Source organism: Jeotgalibaca sp. A122 (assembly GCF_052266715.1).
Classification (GTDB): Bacteria; Bacillota; Bacilli; order Lactobacillales; family Aerococcaceae; genus Jeotgalibaca.
In genome coordinates this window covers 93,908-111,103 of sequence record NZ_JBQPRB010000004.1, presented here as the reverse complement: position 1 = coordinate 111,103, position 17,196 = coordinate 93,908, and the positions used below count along the sequence as shown (strand labels likewise).

The window sequence follows — 17,196 nt, the reverse complement described above, 5'->3', positions numbered from 1 at the left end:
ATTAGAAATGGTTTTTTTTATCATTCTATTTCTTCAAGCTCTAAATTCTTTTCTTCCCATTCTTGCATAAAAGTATCTTGCTGGTCCTTTAAATCCAGTAACATTTCATTAAATTCCTGTACCTTCTCATGGTCACCGAAAACTTCCGGTAAGGTGAGTTTTTGTTCAACATCATCGATTTTTACTTCTATCTCTTCCAATTGCTTTTCAAGAGTTTCGATTTCACGGTTTAGTTTCCGTTCGATTTTTGCTCTTTCCTTGCTTGCATGGTAGACCGATTTTGTTTGGGGACTTTTTTCTTCACTAGCTGGATTATTTCCATTTTCTTCTTGAGCAAGCAGGGCAGCCAATTCAGCTTCTTCTTGTTTCTTTTCCATATAGTAATCGTAATCACCGATATACAGTTTGCTGCCATCGGCTGAAAGTTCCAGAATACTTGTCGCGATTCGGTTAATGAAATAACGGTCATGCGAAACAAAAACAAGTGTGCCGTTATAATCAATAAGGGCATTTTCCAGTACTTCCTTACTGTCGATGTCCAAGTGGTTGGTAGGCTCATCAAGCATGAGCAAATTGTTTTGTTCAAGTGCTAATTTACATAGAGCAAGGCGCGCTTTCTCTCCCCCACTTAAGGAAGGAATTGTTTTTTCGACATCAGCGCCGGTAAAGAGGAAGCTTCCCAGGATACTCCGCACATCTTTTTCATTCATGGTTGGATGCAGGTCCCAAATTTCGGCCAGAATCGTTTTGTTTTTAGAAAGATTCGTCAACTCTTGATCATAGTATCCGAGGTCTACGTTTGTTCCAAATTTAACGCTTCCCTCTATGAATGGGATTTGATGAATGATTGATTTTAATAAAGTAGATTTACCAATTCCGTTGGGGCCAACTATTCCGATAGCTTGATGTTTACGCAAGTCCAGGCTGATGGGCTTGGCCAAGATGTTGTTGTCATACCCGATAGCCACATCTTCCAGCGTCATCACCACATTACCACTCTCGCGCTTAGTATCAAATGAAAAACGTACTGAACGTTCATCGCCTTTCGGCTTATCCATCCGCTCCATTTTTTCCAAACGTTTTCTGCGGCTTTGGGCCATTTTGGTAGTGGATGCGCGCACCAGATTGCGAGCCACGTAATCTTCTAATTTAGCAATCTCTTCTTGTTGCTTTTCATATTGTTTCATTTCCTGTTCGAGACGGGCCGCTTTTTCTTGTAGATAAAAGGAATAATTCCCTTTGTAATGATGGATTTTGTTTCGGCTGATCTCATAAACACCGGTCGCAATTTTATCAAGGAAATAGCGGTCATGGGAAACAACCAAAAGGGTACCGCGATAGTTCACTAAATAATTTTCCAACCATGCCAATGTATCGATGTCCAAATGGTTGGTAGGCTCATCCAAGATTAAAAGGTCGTTCTTCTCAAGCAGGATCTTAGCCATTGCCAAGCGCGTTTTCTGGCCACCGGATAATTGTGAAATAGGGCGGTCCAAGTCTTCTTCGTAAAACTTAAAACCATGGAGGACGGATCTGATTTCCGATTCGTAACCATAAGCATCTTGCTTATGGATTTCCTGTTGTAGGGAGTCGTACAGTTTAAGTGCCGCTTCCATAGTCACAGGATCATTGATAACCGCTTCATCAGCCAAGCGTGCTGCAGCCTGTTCCGCTTGTTTCATTAACAAAATGACAGGTGCGAAAACGGTTAACATTTCTTCCCAGATTGTTTTATTGGAGTCAACCGCACTATGTTGATCAAGATAGCCGATGGTCACTTCTTTCTTTTTCGCAACGGATCCCGCATCTGTTGGCTCGAGTCCAGCTAATATCTTCAATAACGTTGATTTTCCGGCGCCGTTTCTTCCTACGAGTGCAATACGTTCATTGTCCTGGATAGTAATTTGAATATTCTCAAATAAAACGGTCGGACCGAAGTAACGGGCAAGATTTTGTCCTTGTAAAAGTATCATTCAGTCGTTCCTCAACTTTCTATAGATATGCCTTTTCATTTTATCACAGTTCTGTCATACACCAAAGATACGATATTATGAAAACGTTATGACCTTTGTGAAAGTTACACTATTAATTTTATGAAAGCGATAAAATCAAACTCGAAGTTGAAATAAAATTCACAAAAAATTACAAATTAGAACAAATTAGTGGATTTTTCACTAACGCGTGCTATAATTGCACTATGTAATGATAAGTACAAATAGATTATAACTTATAATTTCACATATATAATTCTAAAGAAAGCGAGAAAAATTATGCCAACTAATAATGACATTCCAAAAGCCACTGCCCGCCGTCTTCCCATCTATCATCGTTACCTTCGCTATTTACATGATGCAGGAAAAACCAGAATATCATCAACCGAATTAAGCGAGGCTGTAAAAGTTGATAGTGCGACCATACGTCGTGATTTCTCCTACTTTGGTGCTCTTGGTAAAAGAGGATACGGTTATGATGTAGAGTATTTGCTGGATTTCTTTAGTAAGACCTTAAACCAGGATCGTTTAACCAATGTTGCTTTAATCGGGGTTGGTAACTTGGGACATGCCTTGTTGAACTATAACTTCCATTTAAGTAATAACGTGCGCATTAGCGCTGCATTCGATGTAAACGAAGAAATTGTTGGCAAAATCGTCAGTGGTGTGCCCGTTTATCCATTGGACGAAATGATTGAACAATTACGTATTCAACAAATTGACGTGGCTATTTTGACAGTTCCACAGCAAGTTGCCCAAAAAGCGGCTAACAATTTGATCGAAGCGGGTGTCAGGGGAATAATGAACTTTACACCTATTCGTTTGTCAGTACCAGAGAACGTTCGCGTTCAAAATGTCGACCTAACCAATGAATTACAAACACTGATTTATTTCTTGGATAATAATATCTCCTAAAAGCACAATGAAAAACGTTGAGACCGAAAGGGTCTCAACGTTTTTTTACTTGTTCACTTGATCTTTAATTTTAAAGTACATAATTAACATTTGGATGCCGGTTACGATGTTGTTTGTCGCGAAAAAGATACTGATCCACGTGAGGAATCCCCATCCAGAGACGTTGATGCTGTCTACAGCGAAATAAATGAAGAGACCGGCGAATGCAAATTTCATAACGATTTGTAAAATGATATTTTTTAAAGTCATAGAATTCCTTTCTTTTTAAACTGTTAGCCCAGGAGTTCTGGGAAAAAGATTGGTAATGAAGCAAATGCATTCATTAAACCATGAGCCAACATAGGTGTAAAAATGTTATTTGTTTTGTAGTATAGATAAGAGAACCAGAGTCCTAAAGTACCATACACAAGCATGTGTCCATCAAAGTGGATAAAAGCAAAAATTAAAGCACTTATGACCGCAGAACCGAATAATCCGACACGGGACATATTTAATTGGGTAAAGACAGCTTTTCGGAAAACAAATTCTTCCATTACTGGTGCGAAAATGGTGATCATAAAAATCAAGAGTGGGTAAGCCGTCGTTAATTCCAGTAAATTCTGAGTGTTAGCTGATTCCGGCGTAACTCCGAAAATAAGCGATTCAATAATGGAAGTGACCGTCTGGATTACAAGCGAACCGATAAAGCCAAGAACGCTCCATCCTATCACTTTCGACATAGGTGCAGAGGGCCGTTTGATAATAGGCGCTTCAGGACTCCATTTTTCTTTATAGTTTACGATAATCATTGCCACTGTTCCGATAAAGGCAAAGAGGATTGTTAAAGTCATGCTCATTTCAATGCGTTGCTCTGTCGGAAATAAAAAGAGAAGAGGAACGGGTAAGAATTGAGCTGCTAAGTATATGAATATTATACGCGTCGCAGTAGTGATTTTTCTTCGCATGTATTTTGTACCTTTCTTATTTGTTATAATACTCCTGTATAAAAGTATATCACAAGAATGAAAAAAATTACTGAATTTGCTTGCATTATCAAAAAAGTTTGATTATGATAGAAAAGTAGGTTAGCACTCTCGGTAATCGAGTGCTAATTAGAAATCAACTTATTTTTGGAGGGATACTTGTGTTAAAACCATTAGGTAATCGCGTCATTATTGAAGTTGCCAAAGAAGAAGAAAAAACTGTTGGTGGCATCGTGTTGCCGTCTTCCGCTAAAGAAAAATCACAAACAGGTGTCGTTATCGCTGCTGGTGACGGTCTTGTAACGGAAAACGGGACAAAAATCGAAATGACTATAAAAGTCGGCGACAATGTATTGTTCGAAAAATACGCTGGAACAGAAATCAAATACGATGGGAAAGATTATTTGGTAGTTAAAGAATCTGACGTCGTAGCAATTGTAGAATAATTTTCAAAATAATTGGATGAGGTGAATTTTAGAAATGGCTAAAGATATTAAATTCTCTGAAGACGCACGAGCAGCGCTATTACGCGGTGTTGATATGTTGGCAAACACTGTAAAAGTAACATTAGGGCCAAAAGGACGTAACGTTGTTTTGGAAAAAGCATACGGTTCTCCGCTTATTACAAATGATGGTGTGACAATTGCCAAAGAAATTGAATTAGAAGATCATTTTGAAAATATGGGAGCAAAACTCGTTTCTGAAGTTGCTTCAAAAACAAACGATATTGCTGGAGATGGCACAACGACTGCAACTGTTTTGACACAAGCCATTGTACGTGAAGGTTTGAAAAACGTTACTGCTGGTGCAAACCCAGTTGGTGTTCGTCGTGGTATCGAAATCGCTGCAAAAGAAGCGATTGCCGGTTTGGCAGAAATTTCTCAAACAGTTGATTCAAAAGAATCTATCGCACAAGTTGCAGCTGTATCATCAGGGTCCGAAGAAGTCGGCGCTTTGATTGCTGAAGCGATGGAAAAAGTTGGTAACGACGGCGTTATCACGATTGAAGAATCAAAAGGTATCGAAACAGAATTAGATGTTGTTGAAGGAATGCAATTTGACCGTGGTTACCTTTCACAATACATGGTAACTGATAATGACAAGATGGAAGCAAGCCTTGACATGCCTTATATCTTAATTACTGACCGTAAAATTTCCAACATTCAAGATCTTCTTCCATTATTGGAGCAAATCTTGAAAGAAGGACGTCCATTGTTAATCATCGCTGATGATGTGGATGGCGAAGCTCTGCCAACATTGGTATTGAATAAACTACGGGGAACATTCAATGTGGCGGCAGTTAAAGCGCCAGGATTTGGTGACCGTCGTAAAGAAATGTTGCAAGACATCGCTGTTTTAACAGGCGGAACAGTGATTGCAGAAGATTTAGGTTTGGAATTGAAAGATGCTTCTGTTGAACACTTAGGACATGCTGGTAAAGTAGTCGTTACAAAAGACAACACCACAATCGTAGAAGGATCTGGCGAAAAAGAATTGATTGAGCAACGTGTAGCAGTGATTCGTTCACAAGCTGCTGAAACAACTTCTGATTTCGACCGTGAAAAACTTCAAGAACGCTTGGCTAAATTATCTGGTGGGGTAGGAGTGATCAAAGTTGGTGCTGCTACTGAAACAGAATTGAAAGAGCGTAAATTGCGTATCGAAGATGCTTTGAATGCAACACGTGCTGCTGTTGAAGAGGGAATCGTCCCTGGTGGTGGTACTGCTTTAATCAATGTTCAAAAACGCGTTCAAGAGCTTGCACTTAAAGGCGATGAAGCGACAGGTGCTCGCATTGTTGCACGTGCATTGGAAGAACCGGTTCGTCAAATCGCTGAAAATGCAGGTCTTGAAGGATCTGTTATTGCAGCCCGCATCAAGACAGAAGAACCAGGAATCGGTTATAACGCTGCAACTGACGAATGGGTAAACATGATTGAAGCAGGAATTGTTGACCCAGCTAAAGTTGTGCGTTCTGCATTGCAAAACGCAGCAAGTGTAGCAGGACTAATCCTTTCAACAGAAGGTGTTGTCGCTGACAAACCTGCTCCAGAACCAATGATGCCACAAGACCCAGGTATGGGCGGCATGATGTAATTCAATAAATCAGGAAAAGCGATTGGGAAACGTCCCGGTCGCTTTTTTGAATTATAAGAGTGATATCGGTAACAACTCCCTAAAAATTGAATATTTTCCAAGCGCATGCTATCTTTTAGGTGGATTAAAACGCTTTCAAAAGGAGTCGTGTTAGTTGAAAATGAATCGCATAAAATATATTTTGCCAATTTTAACATTGGGGTTATTCGCTTGTACATCTGAAGATGAGAATGCCGTCGCCCACTATCCAGAAAAACCCACCGTCCAAGATAGTGTTCTCGTCAGAATCGATCCGGAAGTGTATTATGATGTAAAGGTTGAAAACGTTACTTTGGATGCCAGCGATTTAGGTGTGCCGAATGACATGATATTTGATGAGCAATTAAATGAACTGAGTGTCGCCATTGAAGATAATATTGAAATCGGAGAAAAAACAGTCAGGGTAACCATTGCAACTGAAGAAGGAACAGAAACTTACGAAGAAGCAATAACATTGGTAGCGTCCGAAGATAAAAATGATGGGCTCGACTTCAGTTGGGATGAAGCCCGTATTTATTTTGCTTTGACGGATCGTTTTTACAATGGCGATCCAACCAATGATGACCCTGGTAACCGACAGTATGATACAACCCATCCGGAAACTTATCATGGTGGGGACTTTCGTGGTTTAATCGATAAGATGCCATATCTTCAAGATTTGGGCATTAATACCCTTTGGATCACGCCTATTGTAGACAATATCGAGTGGAATATGCGCGAAGAACAACATGATAATCAGTATGGCTACCATGGCTATTGGACGAAAGATTTCACCAAAATCGATGAGCACTTAGGAGACTTAGCTACCTTCAAGGAGCTGATTGACACAGCCCACGATCACGGCATCAAGTTGATGGTGGATGTTGTGTTAAATCATGCTGGTTATAAGATGGCTGAAGGCGAAACGCCATTTGAGGGGATGCTGAGAGAGGAACCAATCCCTCATCATCCAGTACTGGGAGAACTTTCTGGCTTGCCTGATTTCAAAACAGAAGAGGAAGCAGTTAGGGAACAACTCGTATCTTGGCAAACAGCCTGGATTGAAGAAACGAAAACCGAGCGTGGGGACACCATAGATTTTTTTCGGGTGGATACAATTAAACATGTAGAAGACACTACATGGAAAGCTTTCAAGAATGCGGTTATTAAAGAACAACCGGATTTCAAGTTTATCGGCGAGCACTATGGCGCCTCCATTGCAAATACGGGAGGCTATTATCATGATGGAGAAATGGACTCTTTATTGGATTTTGAGTTTAAGAGTATTGCCGGTAGTTTTGTAAACTGGGACGTTGTGGGTGCCAATGATAAATTGATTGCTCGAAATGAGCAACTGACGAGCGATGCAACATTGGGGCAATTTTTATCCAGCCATGATGAGGATGGTTTTTTATACCGTCAAGCAGGAGGGGATAGGGGAAAACAAAAAGTTGCCGCATCCTTATTGATAACCGCTAAAGGACAACCTGTAATCTATTATGGTGAAGAATTAGGACAAACCGGTGCGACCGCCAAAAATATGGATAAAGGTGAATATAGTGAGAATCGCTATGATTTTGACTGGGATAGCGCTGAAACATCTGACATGCGGAACCATTATAAAGAACTGCTCCAAATTCGTAAAGACCATAGCCTCGTTTTTTCCAAGGGCAATCGAGAAACGGTGGCAGGATCGAATGAAGAAGGCTATATCGTCTTCAGTCGCGGTTACAAAAAGGAAGAATTATTCATCGGGTTGAATATCCTTGATGAACCCACTGTTTTTTCAATGGTAGCACCGGCTAAAAAGATGACAGACCTATATTCAGGTACACAGTATCAGGCTGAATCAGATGGAACCATAACCGTCACTCTTCCTCCAAAGAGTGAGGGTGGGACTGTGATTTTAAGCATTTCCGAAAATTAAAAAAGTTACCCTCTCTCTATCACTGTTCTAGTTTTTATTTTCATGCTAAAATGGATGAAGTCAAGATTGACTAAAGGAGGAAATAATGTGAAACAACAGGATGAGTGGACAAAGATTCGAAAAATCGCCATCATGGTGATTGATTTGATTCTTTACATGGGTTCATTTTTACTGTCGTTCCGCTTAAGATATGGAGCAGAAATACCGATTCGTAACTTAGAAGCATTCCAGGGAAGTGTCTTTTATGTCATCATCGGATTCTTAATTGTGAATATCTTATTGGGGACTTACATTCTTTATAACAAATCGCTGGGTGATTTCTTATTTATAACGATTATTGGTCAGTTTATCATGTCGTTATACATTATGGCATTAACGTTCGCTGGTAGATGGTTAGCATTTCCGCGTTCGGTGATCCTTATTGCCTTTTTCGTTGGCGTGCTCATACTTTTCTTGTGGCGTGCACTAGTATTCAAATTGTATCAACGATTAAGTGGTAGTAAGCGAGTTATGATAGTGGGGATGGAAAAAGAAGTTTTTGCGGCAGTGGATAATTTTACGAATACCAAGAGCATCCGTCACCGTGTCACGCATGTCGTGTTATCAGCCTATTACGAAAATGTACGTGAAAATCTGGAAGAAATCGATGTTGTTTATTTGGCCAGCCAGATTGAAGAATCTGAAAAACTACGTATTTATAACCTGTTGATGGAAAAAGACAAGAAATTTTTCTTGAATACGAGTTTTGAGAACTTGATGATGGTAAGACCGAATATGATGAATATTGAAGATGAAAGTATTATTGAAGTGTCACCTTTTAGAATTCCTTCTGAAGATGACATGATCAAACGATTGCTGGACATTGTTTTCTCTGTTGCTTTAATTATTGTATCCTCGCCAATCATGGCGATAGCTGCAATACTTGTTAAACGCAGCTCAGAAGGTCCGATTTTGTATCGTCAAACACGTATTACCAAGGAAGGGCGAGAATTTGAAATCTTGAAATTCCGGAGTATGGGTGTGACGGCTGAAAAAGAATCTGGTCCGGTACTCGCGACAAGTAATGATATGCGTGTCACGCCTGTTGGGAAATATTTGCGCGCATTGCGGATTGATGAACTGCCTCAGTTATTCAACGTCCTCAAAGGCGATATGTCAATTGTTGGACCCCGTCCCGAGCGTCCGTTCTTTGTTGAACAATTTGAAAAGCAAAACCCACATTATTATTTACGTCATAATGTACGTGCTGGTATTACGGGTTACGCCCAAGTTTATGGAAAATATGCTTCGGACTTCAATAGTAAATTGAACTTTGATTTGATTTATATCAAACAATATTCTCTCATTTTGGATATGAAGATTATGTTGCAGACCATAAAAATATTATTCGACAAAGTAAGTTCCCAAGGGTTGGATGAGCAAGAAACTGCCATTTATTCAGAGGAAGAATTTGAAGCACGCGGTATTAAAGTGATTCACTAATCAAAAAGCTCTCAGACAAAATGATGTCTGGGAGCTTTTTCGATGAATATTAAAGGAAAATACACATGTTTTACGATATAATGAGTTGAAATTATACAATTTTGAGGAGTGATCCGGTTGGAAGAACAATATAGAGATGATAGTTTGGTTTTGCATACTGATTTGTATCAGATCAATATGATGAAAACCTACTGGGATGAAGGCATCGCTGATAAACATGCTGTGTTTGAAGCTTATTTCCGCAAATATCCCTTCAGCAATGGTTACGCCGTTTTTGCGGGGTTAGAACGAATCGTTGACTACTTAAGAAATTTACGCTTTACCAAAACAGATATAGACTATTTACGTGAAGTCCAGGATTACCCTGAGGCATTCTTGGAATACTTGGAAGATTTCCGCTTTACGGCCACTTTAAGATCAGCGGTAGAAGGCGAACTTGTTTTTGCCAATGAGCCCATTGTGCAAGTTGAGGGGCCTTTAGCCCAATGTCAGCTGATTGAAACGGCTGTTTTAAATATCATCAACTTTCAGACGTTAATTGCAACCAAAGCGGCGCGGATTCGCTATGTTTCCGAAGAAGATACATTGATGGAGTTTGGTGCACGTCGTGCTCAAGAAATGGATGCCTCTATTTGGGGGGCTCGGGCGACTTATATAGGCGGATTTGATGCTACTTCCAATGTCCGGGCAGGCAAGATGTTTAACATGCCAATCGCTGGCACGCATGCTCATTCCTTGGTCCAAGTCTACCGGAACGACTATGATGCATTTAAGGCCTATGCTCATTCACATAAAGACTGTGTCTTTTTGGTTGATACATACGATACACTTCGCTCAGGAGTTCCGGCTGCAATTCAGGTGGCTGACGAACTGGGCGATAAAATTAACTTTATCGGTGTACGTATTGACAGTGGCGATATGGCCTACCAATCAAAAAAAATCCGCCAACAATTGGATGAAGCTGGCTATCCAAATGCCAAGATTTTTGCCTCAAGCGATTTGGATGAAATGACGATTCTGAACTTGAAGATGCAAGGAGCTAAAATAGACGTATGGGGAGTCGGTACAAAGTTAATCACAGCTTATGATCAACCGGCACTGGGTGCGGTTTACAAATTAGTGAGTATTGAAAATGATAAAGGCGAGATGGTCGATACTTTAAAAATATCAAGTAATGCCGAAAAAGTATCGACACCGGGCCGTAAACAGGTTTGGCGCATTACTCGGAATTCAGACGGGAAGTCAGAAGGGGATTATGTGGCCCTGTGGGAAGAGCGTCCCGATCAATTAAAAGAGTTATTTATGTTCCATCCAACCTATACTTACATAAACAAGACCGTGACGGATTTTACTGCTCGTCCAATTTTGCAAGATGTTTTTGTGGATGGTGAACTCGTTTATGAATTACCAACGCTGGAAGAGATTAAAACCTACTCCCTGAAACATCGTCATGCTTTGTGGGATGAGTATAAGCGTATCCTAAATCCAGAAGATTACCCGGTGGATCTGTCCCAAAAAGCTTGGGATCACAAAATGAATACGATTCAACAAATCAAACAAACGGTTCAACAAGGTGCACCTAAACTATAATGTTTTAAGGGGTTGAAAAAAATGCGTCCATTACAAAAAGAAATCATTGAAGAATTACGTGTTAAATCTATCATTGATCCGAGCGAAGAACTTCGTATTACTATCGATTTCCTGAAAGAATACATGTTGGCCCATCCTTTTTTGAAAACGTATGTTTTAGGCATCAGTGGGGGTCAAGATTCAACATTGGTGGGTAAGCTGGCTCAAATGGCCATGTCTGAATTACGTAATGAGACCGATAATGAGGATTACCAGTTCATTGCTGTTAAAATTCCTTATGGTGTCCAGGGTGATGCAAAAGATGTTGAAGATGCGCTGTCCTTTATTGGTCCGGACCAAATCCTGACGGTCAATATCAAAGCTGCCACCGATGCAATTGAAGCAGCGATTACAGCAAATGGTCAACCTGTTTCAGATTTTAATAAAGGTAATATCAAAGCACGTCAACGGATGGTGGTGCAGTATGCGATTGCCGGTGACAATGCAGGTGCAGTTTTGGGAACTGATCACGCAGCGGAATCCGTAACCGGTTTTTATACGAAATTCGGCGACGGCGCAGCAGATCTAACACCTATCTGGCGCTTGAATAAACGTCAAGGGCGAGTACTGCTTAAGGCTTTGGATGCGCCTGAACATTTGTATAAAAAAGTGCCAACTGCTGACTTGGAAGATGACCGCCCGGCTCTTCCGGACGAGGTTGCTCTAGGTGTATCTTATCAAGCAATCGATGATTATCTGGAAGGAAAAGAAGTCCTGGATAGGGATGCTGAAAAAATCGAAAGTTGGTTTATCAAAACACGCCATAAACGTCACTTGCCGATTACCGTATATGATGACTTTTGGAAAAAATAACAAATAAGGAGTGGTCAGGCGTTGAAAGAGCGTTTAACAAAACGGTTGCCATTCCTCTTTGGTGACCACCATAAAGCCAAAGTATTACGTCAAGTTCTCTCAATCATTTTTACTACCTTTATCAGCCAATTGTTATTGCAGTGGTTCCAAAACGATTTAAGAATGGATTTAGTCATTAATTTTACGTTTTTATGGCATACTGAAAAATTTTTTCTCAGTTGGATGGTATTAATGGTACCCGCGCTTTGGCTCTGGGCCCTTTTAAATAATGCCAAAGTTGTAAATTTAATCATGATTGGAAGCTCAGCATTAACGGGGTTCATTACTTATGAAAAAATGAGCCAAAGAGATGAACCCTTGTATCCAGCAGATTTTAAGATGATATTCGAAGTGGATTTCCTATTGAAAATGTTACCGCCGATTGTTGTTCTCCTTTTGCTAGGCGTTATAGTGCTCATCGTTATCTGGTTGGTCTGGCTTTTTCGTAAAGAGCATGTGAAAATCGGTATATTGAGCCGCATCTTGCTCCTTGGGACGACAAGTGTGGGGTTGTATTACTTATTTCAGTTTCAAGAAGAGGGGAATCTCGTAAAACGTGCATATGATCGAACGGCTACTTGGATTCCTTATAGTCAAAAAATGAACTATTATAATACAGGATTTGTGGCAGGGTTTCTCTACAATCTACCATCAGATCCAATGGTTAAGCCCGTTGGCATGGATACCACTGAGTTGGAAGCTTTGTTTTTAAAATATCAAAAAAAAGCTGAGAAGATTAATGCGACAAGGAAAAACGCGAATGTTGATGCAAATATTATCTATATTATGAACGAGAGTTTTGCGGATCCGTTATCTTTAGATAGAGCTGATGCTTCGTTTGACCCGATTCCGTTTACTAGACAACTGGCGAACCAGACGCGTAGTGGCAGTATGTTGTCACAAGGATATGGAGGTGGGACTGCAAATATTGAGTTCGAAGCTTTGACTGGCTACTCCATGGAGCCTTTCGCAGCAAATATTTCTACGCCTTTCACACAATTTCTTCCAAAAATGTCCTCATTTCCTTCCATAGTTTCGCGTTTAAAAGAGGAGGGGCATTATCCGTTTGCTATCCATCCTTTTGATACATCCATGTATAAACGGCGGGATAATTACAAAATGTTGGGTTTTGAAGCGTTCTATTATGATGAAACAATGGTAAATACGGGTAGGATTGGAACGAATCCATATATTTCTGATGACGCGGCTTATAAAGAAATAGTTGAACGGATGCAGGAAAGCGAATCCTATGATTTTGTCCATCTTGTAACGATGCAAAATCATTCGCCATTCCAAGGGAAGTATGAAACATTTCCAAACCATCTGAATACAGGATTTGTGAAGGAAGAAATTAACCAGTACCATCAAGCTTTGATTGAAAGTGATCACGCTTTAGAAAAACTATTCACAGCCATCCAGGAAATGGATGAACCGGTAGTGGTGGTGTTCTGGGGTGACCACTGGCCAAGTATCTTTGACGAGTCATTCAAACAACAGAGTGGAGATTTGCTTAGTCGCACTCCTGTTATCGTTTTTGGGAATGAATTATCTGAGCAAAAGAAATGGGACATTATTAGTCCCATCTACTTCATGACTGAACTTTGGGAAGCAACAGATACCAAAATAACACCTTTTGACGCATTAATGATGACGATGAGAAATGAGGTTCCAGCGTTTGAAAAAGGCATGTATTATTTGCCGGATGGCAGTTTTGTCCAAACGCGGGAAGAGCTTCCGGTGTCTTCACAAGCTATCTTGAAGGAATATGATTGGGTGATGTATGATACAACAACAGGGTCAAGACAGTTGGAAAAAATGGGTTTCTTTACCTTAGGGGACTAATCAACTATAAATGAAATGAGGTGACAAATGCGGTTCTTTTGGCGTTTTTTAATTGTATTTATGATAGCGTTGTTTTTGAGTTATCTAGCAACGCATGCTTTCCGGCGAGTGGCCATTAAAGCAAACTGGGTAGATAGACCTTCCAGTAAGAAGATTCATAATAAACCGATTCCGACAATGGGTGGCATTTGCATCTTCTTGGTTTACTGGTTGATTTATTTTCTGGGGATTCCCAGCGAGAACCAGATAGCGGATATTGGGGCAATGGTTGCTAGTTCTACAGTTATTGTCCTAACGGGTATTATTGACGATAAAGTTGAGTTGAAGCCTTGGCAGAAGTTGGCCGGCATCTTGTTGGGTGCGAATATCTATTACTTCTTCACAGATATTCGTTTGGACCACTTCACCATCGCGTTCCTGGGTACTATCGAGTTTCAGGAAATTAGTTATCTTATCATGATGCTCTGGATTGTAGGGATTACGAATGCGATGAATCTGATGGATGGGCTGGATGGGTTGGCAACGGGAACGGGGATTATTTCCTTGGTGACCATGGGATTGGTAAGCTATTTCTTCACTAATTCGGCCAACAATGCAATGGTCGTGCTGGTTTTTTTGCTAGTAGCTGTGTTGTTGGGCTTCTTGCCGCATAATTTCTATCCAGCAAAAATCTTTCTTGGAGATACCGGGGCTTTGTTTATTGGGTTCATGATCGCAACCCTTTCATTAAATGGCCTTAAGCAAGCCACTTTTGTTTCATTAATCATTCCTATCGCTATTTTAGGCGTTCCCTTGACTGATACTGTAGCCGCAATTTTTCGAAGATTACTTAAGAAAAAATCCGTCAGTAAGAAGGATTGGGGTCATCTTCATCACAGGCTATTGCGATTAGGTTTTACCCACCGGCAAGCTGTTTTGTTTATTTATGCGATGGGAATCATCTTTTCGTTAATCGCCTTATTGTTTCCAATTTCATCTTTATTGGGGACGATCATTTTGCTTCTTGGTTTAATTTTTGGAGTGATGCTGTTTATTGAATCTTTCAACTTACTTGATAGTGAAAAAACACCGCTTCGACGTTTGCTTCGACGGCTCAAAAGGAACACTAAACAAACTAAATAAGAGGTTGCCAAGGATATTAAAAGCCAATCCTAGACAGCCTCTTTTTTGTGTTAATCTTCGTCTTCACCCCATTCATCATCCGCAATTTCTGATAAACGACGTTCGACGTATTGCGGTTCACCCATTTCAAAGCTGATATTTCCGTTCATGAAATCAATCATTTCAGCTTGGAAAATCTCAACATTATCTGTAGGAATACCGACTGTAAAAGTAACTTGATCCGTATAAGTAGTATCAATAACAGTGTAGGTAGATTGAAGGAGATTATTTTCTAACTTACCAGAAGCAGAGTAGCTAACCGTACAAGATACCGGGACTTGAATGGCACGTTCCACAATGCCAATTTCCTTCAGGGCAGATGATACAGATTTGCTGTAAGCACGAATCAATCCACCCGCCCCTAATTTGGTTCCACCAAAATATCGCGTAACCACGGCCGCAACATATTTCAAATCGTTCTTCTTGAGAACCTCCAACATAGGGACACCAGCAGTACCGGATGGTTCGCCGTCATCATGAGCCCGCTGAACTTCATCCAAATCACCAATGAGATAGGCAGAACAGTTATGTGTTGCTTTCCAATGTTCTTTTTTTATGCGCTGAACAAAAGCTTTGGCATCGTCTTCTGTGTCTACACGTTCCAACGTACAAATAAAGCGTGAACCCCGAATAATAATTTCATACTCCCCATTTTCAGCAATGGTATAATAAGATTTTAACAACTAGGTGGCCTCCTCCAGAATGAATTTTGTATCTATTCTATCATAAGAAATTCTAAAACATGCAGTAAGGCGTGACTATTTATTGACAGGTCATGTATAATGATTTTTGACTAATTAAAATTAAAGTAGTAGGAGAGGTGTTATCTTGAATTTAGAACAATTATTCAACCATATTAAATTCAAGCATGTGATAGGTACTTTTCCCGAAACGCAAATAAATAAAATTACCCAAGATACACGCGAAGTTGAAGAAGGCGATGTATTTATTTGTATTGAGGGTGCAAATTTTGATGCTCATGACTATGTAGACAGGGCAATCGAAAAAGGCGCAATTGCAATTGTCGCACGTAAACCAATTATTAGTAATATTCCTGTTATCTATGTTAGTGATACTACGAAAGCAATGGCTATGTTGGCAAATGCTTTCTATGGTTACCCAAGTGACCAATTAAAAATGATTGGTATCACGGGTACAAACGGGAAAACCACAACCACTTATATTATTGAAGCCATTTTAAAAGGACTCCAATTAGGGTCGGGTGTCATTGGAACAGTGGGAATAAAAATCAACGATACATTTATTCCTACAATCAATACAACACCGGATAGCATTACCTTGCAACGCGTTTTCCAAGAGATGAATGAAAAGAACGTTGCCGTTTGTGCGATGGAGGTTTCCTCGCAAGCGCTTGTTAAAGGCCGTGTATGGGGAGTTGACTATGATGTTGCTGTCATGACGAATTTGACTCATGAACATATGGAATTGCACCAGAACATGGAGGCTTACCGAGCTGCCAAAAAATTACTTTTTGCGCAGTTGGGTAACAGTTACAAAACAAATAAAGTAGCTGTTTTGAATAAAGACGATCATACATATGCTGAATATCGTGAAGCAACCGTGGGAGAAGTACTGTCTTACAGTGTTCTTGATTCCAATAGTGATTTTTATGCTTCGAATATTGTCTATCAGGAATCGCATACAACGTTTGATCTCATTTATCAAAACGAGTCTTATTCTGTCCATTCCAACTTAGTGGGACAATATAACGTTTCAAACGTATTGGCAGGAATGGCAGCCGTATTTGCACTGGGTTATTCTTTAACAGAGATTGTAGCTACGATTCCATCTTTACTCGTTGTTTCTGGTCGGATGGAACTTGTTGCTAAGGAAGAGGATATCAGTCTTTATGTCGATTATGCTCACTCACCTGATGCGATGGAGAAAGTATTGGAAACAGTAAAAAATATTGCCAAGGGCAGAGTTATCTCAGTATTTGGCTGTGCAGGGAAAAGAGAGTTTGAAAAACGGCCTATTATGACTAATATCGGGATTGAACTGTCTGATTTTTCTTTTTTGACTGCAGATGAGACAATGGGTGAAAATCAAGCTGAAATCTGGGAAATGATGAAACCTGGCATTCCTGAAGGTGCTACAAACTTTGCTTATTATGAAAATCGCGTTGAAGCGATTTACAAGGCCGTTGAAATGGCTGAACCTGGCGATATTATTTTAATGATGGGTCGCGGCAATGATACCCGTTACTATGATACTGATGGAAGGGTGTATCATTTTACAGACAAAGAAGCATCCATTAATGGTTTAAAGAGGCGTGCGCAATTACAGAAGTAGGAAGGAA

14 protein-coding genes are annotated in these 17,196 nt (G+C 40.1%); 10 read left to right on the top strand and 4 right to left on the bottom strand.

Annotated elements, in window-relative coordinates:
* Positions 1–20: 20 nt before the first annotated feature.
* Entirely contained in the window at positions 21–1,973 is a 1,953-nt protein-coding gene (locus tag ACTU7M_RS06050) for an ABC-F family ATP-binding cassette domain-containing protein (RefSeq protein ID WP_443473489.1), read from the bottom strand.
* 297 nt (positions 1,974–2,270) lie between these two features.
* Between ACTU7M_RS06050 and ACTU7M_RS06045 the strand changes: the two genes are divergently transcribed.
* Positions 2,271–2,906 carry a redox-sensing transcriptional repressor Rex gene (locus ACTU7M_RS06045; RefSeq protein ID WP_443473488.1) on the top strand — a complete coding sequence of 212 codons (636 nt, stop codon included), beginning with the start codon at positions 2,271–2,273 and terminating at the stop codon, positions 2,904–2,906.
* Between the two features lie 45 nt (positions 2,907–2,951).
* On the opposite strand, the gene ACTU7M_RS06040 is transcribed toward ACTU7M_RS06045, so the two are convergent.
* Positions 2,952–3,155: a YdiK family protein gene (locus ACTU7M_RS06040; RefSeq protein ID WP_443473487.1), complete on the bottom strand. Its 204-nt coding sequence runs from the start codon at positions 3,153–3,155 to the stop codon at positions 2,952–2,954.
* A 23-nt stretch (positions 3,156–3,178) separates the two neighbouring features.
* Complete coding sequence (locus ACTU7M_RS06035; protein WP_443473486.1) at positions 3,179–3,742, bottom strand: lysostaphin resistance A-like protein; 564 nt, start codon at positions 3,740–3,742, stop codon at positions 3,179–3,181.
* 287 nt (positions 3,743–4,029) lie between these two features.
* Here ACTU7M_RS06035 and groES point away from each other — a divergent pair, with 287 nt between their 5' ends.
* The 8 genes from groES to ACTU7M_RS05995 all read left to right on the top strand — a co-directional run bounded on the left by groES (position 4,030) and on the right by ACTU7M_RS05995 (position 14,837).
* The gene (gene groES, locus ACTU7M_RS06030; protein ID WP_443473485.1) at positions 4,030–4,314 is read left to right on the top strand and encodes a co-chaperone GroES; all 285 of its coding nucleotides are present in this window, start codon (positions 4,030–4,032) and stop codon (positions 4,312–4,314) included.
* A gap of 34 nt (positions 4,315–4,348) precedes the next feature.
* Entirely contained in the window at positions 4,349–5,965 is a 1,617-nt protein-coding gene (groL, locus tag ACTU7M_RS06025; protein WP_443473484.1) for a chaperonin GroEL, read from the top strand.
* Positions 5,966–6,125: 160 nt separating this feature from the next.
* A complete protein-coding gene (locus ACTU7M_RS06020; protein WP_443473594.1) occupies positions 6,126–7,910 on the top strand; it encodes an alpha-amylase family glycosyl hydrolase in 1,785 nt (594 codons plus the stop codon).
* 87 nt (positions 7,911–7,997) lie between these two features.
* Positions 7,998–9,392 carry a sugar transferase gene (locus ACTU7M_RS06015; protein WP_443473483.1) on the top strand — a complete coding sequence of 465 codons (1,395 nt, stop codon included), beginning with the start codon at positions 7,998–8,000 and terminating at the stop codon, positions 9,390–9,392.
* A 177-nt stretch (positions 9,393–9,569) separates the two neighbouring features.
* A complete protein-coding gene (locus ACTU7M_RS06010; RefSeq protein WP_443473593.1) occupies positions 9,570–10,982 on the top strand; it encodes a nicotinate phosphoribosyltransferase in 1,413 nt (470 codons plus the stop codon).
* A gap of 21 nt (positions 10,983–11,003) precedes the next feature.
* Positions 11,004–11,834 carry an ammonia-dependent NAD(+) synthetase gene (gene nadE / locus ACTU7M_RS06005; RefSeq protein WP_443473482.1) on the top strand — a complete coding sequence of 277 codons (831 nt, stop codon included), beginning with the start codon at positions 11,004–11,006 and terminating at the stop codon, positions 11,832–11,834.
* A gap of 21 nt (positions 11,835–11,855) precedes the next feature.
* The gene (locus ACTU7M_RS06000; protein ID WP_443473481.1) at positions 11,856–13,715 is read left to right on the top strand and encodes an LTA synthase family protein; all 1,860 of its coding nucleotides are present in this window, start codon (positions 11,856–11,858) and stop codon (positions 13,713–13,715) included.
* A gap of 27 nt (positions 13,716–13,742) precedes the next feature.
* On the top strand, positions 13,743–14,837 hold the full coding sequence (locus ACTU7M_RS05995) for a glycosyltransferase family 4 protein (protein ID WP_443473480.1): 1,095 nt from the start codon (positions 13,743–13,745) through the stop codon (positions 14,835–14,837).
* 50 nt (positions 14,838–14,887) lie between these two features.
* On the opposite strand, the gene ACTU7M_RS05990 is transcribed toward ACTU7M_RS05995, so the two are convergent.
* The gene (locus ACTU7M_RS05990) at positions 14,888–15,559 is read right to left on the bottom strand and encodes a YigZ family protein (RefSeq protein ID WP_443473479.1); all 672 of its coding nucleotides are present in this window, start codon (positions 15,557–15,559) and stop codon (positions 14,888–14,890) included.
* Between the two features lie 145 nt (positions 15,560–15,704).
* Between ACTU7M_RS05990 and ACTU7M_RS05985 the strand changes: the two genes are divergently transcribed.
* Positions 15,705–17,189, top strand: coding sequence for a UDP-N-acetylmuramoyl-L-alanyl-D-glutamate--2,6-diaminopimelate ligase (locus tag ACTU7M_RS05985; protein ID WP_443473478.1), 1,485 nt, complete (start codon positions 15,705–15,707; stop codon positions 17,187–17,189).
* Positions 17,190–17,196 lie beyond the last annotated feature (7 nt).

Bases quoted from the DNA above. Each gene is read 5' to 3' on its own strand.
- ACTU7M_RS06010 (WP_443473593.1), top strand. From the start codon at position 9,570: ATGATGAAAACCTACTGGGATGAAGGCATCGCTGATAAACATGCTGTG.
- ACTU7M_RS05995 (WP_443473480.1), top strand. From the start codon at position 13,743: ATGCGGTTCTTTTGGCGTTTTTTAATTGTATTTATGATAGCGTTGTTT.
- groL (WP_443473484.1), top strand. From the start codon at position 4,349: ATGGCTAAAGATATTAAATTCTCTGAAGACGCACGAGCAGCGCTATTA.
- ACTU7M_RS06020 (WP_443473594.1), top strand. From the start codon at position 6,126: ATGAATCGCATAAAATATATTTTGCCAATTTTAACATTGGGGTTATTC.
- ACTU7M_RS06045 (WP_443473488.1), top strand. From the start codon at position 2,271: ATGCCAACTAATAATGACATTCCAAAAGCCACTGCCCGCCGTCTTCCC.
- nadE (WP_443473482.1), top strand. From the start codon at position 11,004: ATGCGTCCATTACAAAAAGAAATCATTGAAGAATTACGTGTTAAATCT.
- ACTU7M_RS06040 (WP_443473487.1), bottom strand. From the start codon at position 3,155: ATGACTTTAAAAAATATCATTTTACAAATCGTTATGAAATTTGCATTC.
- ACTU7M_RS06050 (WP_443473489.1), bottom strand. From the start codon at position 1,973: ATGATACTTTTACAAGGACAAAATCTTGCCCGTTACTTCGGTCCGACC.
- ACTU7M_RS06035 (WP_443473486.1), bottom strand. From the start codon at position 3,742: ATGAGCATGACTTTAACAATCCTCTTTGCCTTTATCGGAACAGTGGCA.